Source organism: Amycolatopsis sp. NPDC059657, from assembly GCF_042734395.1.
Classification (GTDB): Bacteria; Actinomycetota; Actinomycetes; order Mycobacteriales; family Pseudonocardiaceae; genus Amycolatopsis.
The window spans coordinates 1-5,092 of sequence record NZ_JBHWEB010000240.1 but is presented as its reverse complement, the minus strand read 5'-3'; the positions used below and the strand labels follow the sequence as shown (position 1 = coordinate 5,092).

At 55.6% G+C, this 5,092-nt stretch carries 2 rRNA genes; both read right to left on the bottom strand.

Annotated elements, in window-relative coordinates:
* Positions 1–46: 46 nt before the first annotated feature.
* Positions 47–3,164 (bottom strand): 23S ribosomal RNA (locus ACFV15_RS47745).
* A gap of 299 nt (positions 3,165–3,463) precedes the next feature.
* Positions 3,464–4,979 (bottom strand): 16S ribosomal RNA (locus tag ACFV15_RS47740).
* The 16S and 23S rRNA genes sit together here, the layout of an rRNA operon.
* Positions 4,980–5,092: the final 113 nt, after the last annotated feature.

Genomic DNA, 5,092 nt, shown 5'->3' with positions numbered 1-5,092 from the left:
CACGGTGTGGGGTTTCAGAGCTGTAGAGTGGATGCGAAGCATTTTTGTGGGCAAGCCCTCGGCCTATTAGTACCAGTCAACTCGATAACACATTACTGTGCGTCCATTTCTGGCCTATCAACCCAATGGTCTGTTGGGGGCCTTAACCCCTCAAAGGGGGTGGGATACCTCATCTTGGAACAGGCTTCCCGCTTAGATGCCTTCAGCGGTTATCCCTTCCGAACGTGGCCAACCAGCCATGCCACTGGCGTGACAACTGGCACACCAGAGGTTCGTCCGTCCCGGTCCTCTCGTACTAGGGACAGCCTTCCTCAAGTATCCTACGCGCGCGGCGGATAGGGACCGAACTGTCTCACGACGTTCTAAACCCAGCTCGCGTGCCGCTTTAATGGGCGAACAGCCCAACCCTTGGGACCTACTCCGGCCCCAGGATGCGACGAGCCGACATCGAGGTGCCAAACCATGCCGTCGATATGGACTCTTGGGCAAGATCAGCCTGTTATCCCCGGGGTACCTTTTATCCGTTGAGCGACACCCCTTCCACCAGGTGGTGCCGGATCACTAGTCCCGACTTTCGTCCCTGCTCGACATGTCTGTCTCACAGTCAAGCTCCCTTGTGCACTTGCACTCAACACCTGATTGCCAACCAGGCTGAGGGAACCTTTGGGCGCCTCCGTTACTCTTTAGGAGGCAACCGCCCCAGTTAAACTACCCATCAGGCACTGTCCCTGAACCAGATCATGGTCCGAGGTTGAGATTCCCAATTCGACCAGAGTGGTATTTCAACAACGACTCCACAACCACTAGCGTGGCCGCTTCACAGTCTCCCACCTATCCTACACAAGCCGAACCGAAAACCAATACCAAACTATAGTAAAGGTCCCGGGGTCTTTCCGTCCTGCCGCGCGTAACGAGCATCTTTACTCGTAGTGCAATTTCGCCGGGCCTGTGGTTGAGACAGCCGGAAAGTCGTTACGCCATTCGTGCAGGTCGGAACTTACCCGACAAGGAATTTCGCTACCTTAGGATGGTTATAGTTACCACCGCCGTTTACTGGCGCTTAAATTCTCAGCTTCACCCCCGAAGGAGTTAACCGGTCCTCTTAACGTTCCAGCACCGGGCAGGCGTCAGTCCATATACATCGTCTTGCGACTTCGCATGGACCTGTGTTTTTAGTAAACAGTCGCTTTCCGCTGGTCTCTGCGGCCACCACTCCCTAGCCTGCAAGAGGCTTCAAGAGCACTGGCCCCCCTTCTCCCGAAGTTACGGGGGCATTTTGCCGAGTTCCTTAACCACAGTTCACCCGATCGCCTTAGTATTCTCTACCTGACCACCTGTGTTGGTTTGGGGTACGGGCCGTGCATGCACTCGCTAGAGGCTTTTCTCGGCAGCATAGGATCACTCTACTTCACCTCAATCGGCTACGCATCACGTCTCAGCCTTAATAGATGGCGGATTTGCCTACCATCTGGCCTACACGCTTACACCAGTACTACCATTCACTGGCGGAGCTACCTTCCTGCGTCACCCCATCACTTGACTACTACGGAATCAGATCCCACGCTCCACTTTCACTTTCACCCGAAGGTTTCCATAAAAGCTTTGGGTGGTTAGTATCAACCGCCTCATCAGGGACGCACATGCTCGGGTACGGGAATATCAACCCGTTGTCCATCGACTACGCCTGTCGGCCTCGCCTTAGGTCCCGACTTACCCTGGGCGGATTAGCCTGGCCCAGGAACCCTTGGTCATCCGGCGGCAGAGTTTCTCACTCTGCATTCGCTACTCATGCCTGCATTCTCACTCCCACACCCTCCACGACTGGCTTCCGCCGCCGCTTCCCTGGATGCAGGACGCTCCCCTACCCATCCATACCACTAGACAACCACCCGAAGATGGAAGCCGATGTATTGCATGAATGACACAGCTTCGGCGGTGTGCTTAAGCCCCGCTACATTGTCGGCGCAGGACCACTTGACCAGTGAGCTATTACGCACTCTTTCAAGGGTGGCTGCTTCTAAGCCAACCTCCTGGTTGTCTGGGCAATCCCACATCCTTTCCCACTGAGCACACACTTAGGGGCCTTAGCTGGTGTTCTGGGCTGTTTCCCTCTCGACGACGAAGCTTATCCCCCGCCGTCTCACTGCCACGCTCTCACTTATTGGTATTCGGAGTTTGGTTGATTTCGGTAACCCGGTAAGGCCCCTAGACCATCCAGTAGCTCTACCCCCAACAAGAAACACGTGACGCTGCACCTAAATGCATTTCGGGGAGAACCAGCTATCACGGAGTTTGATTGGCCTTTCACCCCTACCCACAGCTCATCCCCTCAGTTTTCAACCTAAGTGGGTTCGGGCCTCCACGACGTCTTACCGTCGCTTCACCCTGGCCATGGGTAGATCACTCCGCTTCGGGTCTAGACCACGCGACTAAATCGCCCTATTCAGACTCGCTTTCGCTACGGCTACCCCACACGGGTTAACCTCGCCACGCAGCACTAACTCGCAGGCTCATTCTTCAAAAGGCACGCCATCACCCGAAGGCTCTGACGGCTTGTAGGCACACGGTTTCAGGTACTCTTTCACTCCCCTCCCGGGGTACTTTTCATCTTTCCCTCACGGTACTAGTCCGCTATCGGTCTTCAGGAAGTATTTAGGCTTACCGGGTGGTCCCGGCAGATTCACAGCAAATTCCACGAGCTCGCTGCTACTCGGGAACACCACCAAGAAACACAATCACAGTTTTCGCGTACGGGACTCTCACCCACTCCGGTCACCTATCCCAAGGTGTTCCACTAACTGCAACGTGCCTCCGAAGACTTGTCAGAATCTTCAAGGCGGGTCCCACAACACCGCACACACAACGCCTGACAGCTTGACATGTGCACGGTTTAGCCTCATCCGCTTTCGCTCGCCACTACTCACGGAATCACGGTTGTTTTCTCTTCCTACGGGTACTGAGATGTTTCACTTCCCCGCGTTCCCTCCACATACCCTATATATTCAGGTACGGGTAACACCACATAACTGGTGCTGGGTTTCCCCATTCGGAAATCCTCGGATCTCAGCTCGGTTGACAGCTCCCCGAGGCATATCGCAGCCTCCCACGTCCTTCATCGGCTCCTGAAGCCTAGACATCCACCATGTGCCCTTAAAAACTTGACCACAAAGATGCTCGCATCCACTCTACAGTTCTCAAACACCACACCAGAAACAACACCAGCGTGCTGCCTCAGGACCCAACAGCGTACTAGCGAACAAGAACTTCCCTGATGCCCATCCAATTCCTCCACGCGGCAAGCCGCAGTACTAAACCGGAATTCTTTCACCAGAAGAACCCATAACCAGTAGTTCCACAATTCCTTGAGCAACCGAGGCAAGTACACATTCGGCACTTGAGCCCCAGCCACCCCACCAACCTTGATCCGGGTATCCCGGGGCGGTGGATGTGTTGTGCTCCTTAGAAAGGAGGTGATCCAGCCGCACCTTCCGGTACGGCTACCTTGTTACGACTTCGTCCCAATCGCCAGTCCCACCTTCGACCACTCCCTCCCTTGCGGGTTGGGCCGTGGGCTTCGGGTGTTACCGACTTTCATGACGTGACGGGCGGTGTGTACAAGGCCCGGGAACGTATTCACCGCAGCGTTGCTGATCTGCGATTACTAGCGACTCCGACTTCACGCAGTCGAGTTGCAGACTGCGATCCGAACTGAGACCGGCTTTAAGGGATTCGCTCCACCTCGCGGTATCGCAGCCCTCTGTACCAGCCATTGTAGCATGTGTGAAGCCCTGGACATAAGGGGCATGATGACTTGACGTCATCCCCACCTTCCTCCGAGTTGACCCCGGCAGTCTCCCACGAGTCCCCGCCATAACGCGCTGGCAACGTAGGATAAGGGTTGCGCTCGTTGCGGGACTTAACCCAACATCTCACGACACGAGCTGACGACAGCCATGCACCACCTGTGAACAGACCACAAGGGGGCACCCATCTCTGGATGTTTCCTGTCCATGTCAAGCCCAGGTAAGGTTCTTCGCGTTGCATCGAATTAATCCACATGCTCCGCCGCTTGTGCGGGCCCCCGTCAATTCCTTTGAGTTTTAGCCTTGCGGCCGTACTCCCCAGGCGGGGCGCTTAATGCGTTAGCTACGGCACGGACAACGTGGAATGTCGCCCACACCTAGCGCCCAACGTTTACAGCGTGGACTACCAGGGTATCTAATCCTGTTCGCTCCCCACGCTTTCGCTCCTCAGCGTCAGTATCGGCCCAGAGTCCCGCCTTCGCCACCGGTGTTCCTCCTGATATCTGCGCATTTCACCGCTACACCAGGAATTCCAGACTCCCCTACCGAACTCAAGTCTGCCCGTATCGACTGCACGCTGAAGGTTAAGCCTCCAGTTTTCACAGCCGACGCGACAAACCGCCTACGAGCTCTTTACGCCCAATAATTCCGGACAACGCTCGCACCCTACGTATTACCGCGGCTGCTGGCACGTAGTTAGCCGGTGCTTCTTATCCAGGTACCGTCACTTGCGCTTCGTCCCTGGCGAAAGAGGTTTACAACCCGAAGGCCGTCATCCCTCACGCGGCGTCGCTGCATCAGGCTTGCGCCCATTGTGCAATATTCCCCACTGCTGCCTCCCGTAGGAGTCTGGGCCGTGTCTCAGTCCCAGTGTGGCCGGTCACCCTCTCAGGCCGGCTACCCGTCGTCGCCTTGGTAGGCCATTACCCCACCAACAAGCTGATAGGCCGCGGGCTCATCCTGTACCGCCGGAGCTTTCCACCAAACCCCATGCGAGGCTCAGTCATATCCGGTATTAGACCTCGTTTCCAAGGCTTATCCCAAAGTACAGGGCAGATTGCCCACGTGTTACTCACCCGTTCGCCACTAATCCACCCGAAGGCTTCATCGTTCGACTTGCATGTGTTAAGCACGCCGCCAGCGTTCGTCCTGAGCCAGGATCAAACTCTCCAACAATGAACAGTTTAATCGAGGCAATTTAATGCACTCAAAGGAACCTCAAACGAGGTTCAATATATAAGCTCTACTGGCTTAGTTCACTAGCACACTGTTGAGTTCTCAAGCAACAC